Annotated in this window: 1 protein-coding gene; it reads right to left on the reverse strand. The window is 60.4% G+C overall.

The genetic code is table 11. From position 1 onward, the window contains the following. Positions 1–33: 33 nt before the first annotated feature. Positions 34–1,202 (reverse strand): IS3 family transposase gene (locus CH42_RS15790; RefSeq protein WP_156322625.1). Its coding sequence is split into 2 segments (ribosomal slippage): positions 34–915 and positions 918–1,202, totalling 1,167 coding nucleotides; the frame shifts between segments, so codons are not numbered across the junction. Positions 1,203–1,271 lie beyond the last annotated feature (69 nt).

A 1,271-nucleotide genomic window follows, 5' to 3' on the forward strand; every position in this document is an offset into this window, starting at 1 on the left:
GTTTGGGTCTGATGCACGTTTAGGTGACAGTTGTCAGGCAGCGAGTGCGACCTGTTTGTTCATAATGGTCTCGTACTCGATCGGCGTCAAACGCCCCAAGCGGGCCTGTCTGCGCCGTCGATGATAGGTGCGCTCGATCCACGTCACGATCGCTGACCGGAGCTCGTCACGAGTCGCCCAGGTTCTGCGGTTCAGAACGTTCTTCTGCAGCAGACTAAAGAACGACTCCATCGCCGCGTTGTCGCCCGCAGCACCCACTCGCCCCATCGAGCCGGACATGCCATGACCGGCGAGCGCGCGCTGCAGTTTCCGGCTTCGAAACTGAGAACCACGATCCGTGTGCAGCACACACCCCGCGACGTCACCGCGACGAAGTACGGCGTTGTTCAACGCGATCACCGCAAGCGCGGACGTCATCTGCGAGTCGATGGAGTACCCCACAATCCGGTTCGACCACACGTCTTTCACCGCACACAGGTAGAGCTTGCCTTCACCCGTCCAATGCTCAGTGATGTCCGAAAGCCACAACTCGTTCGGAGCAGCGGCCACGAACTCGCGCTGGACCAGGTCGTCATGAACAGGCGGGCCAGGCTTCCTCCCTTTCCCGCGGGCTTTCTTCTTCCCGAATGCTGACCACCACTGCTGATCGCGGCAGAGCCGCCACGCAGTCCGGTCACACATCGGCTCCCCGAAGCTCTTCGCCTCGTCGGCGAGGAACCGGTACCCGAACTCGGGATCTTTAAGGTGAGCGTCGTGGAGCGCGTTCGCGCGATACGCCTGCGTAAGGTCTCGTTCAGTGACGGGGCTGCGCAGCCAGCGGTAGTAGGGCTGACGGGCGAGCTTGAGTACCCGGCACGACACCACGACAGGGACCCCGTCATTGGCGAGCTCTTTCACGAGCGGGTAGAGCCTTTTCCCGGCAGGTGCGCCTGCGAGAGATACGCGGCCGCACGACGGAGCACTTCCACTTCTTGCTCGAGGAGCTTGTTGCGTTTACGAAGCTCACGCAACTCAGCGTTCTCAGAACGAGTCACGCCAGGTTTCTGTCCGGCCTCGACGCGTTCTTCTCGAAGCCATTTATCGAGCGTGCCAACGTGAATTCCGAAGTCTCTCGCGATCTGCGCGAGTGTCACTTCCGGACCACGATCCAACGCGATCCTCACGACATCGTCACGGAACTCTTTCGGGTAGCGAGGGGGCATAGGTTCATCCTTCCAGGCCAGCCGAAACTAGCCATTTTGAATGTCACCTAAACGTGCATCAGACCCTTT

It is taken from the genome of Leucobacter musarum subsp. musarum (assembly GCF_001273845.1).
Classification (GTDB): domain Bacteria; phylum Actinomycetota; class Actinomycetes; order Actinomycetales; family Microbacteriaceae; genus Leucobacter; species Leucobacter musarum.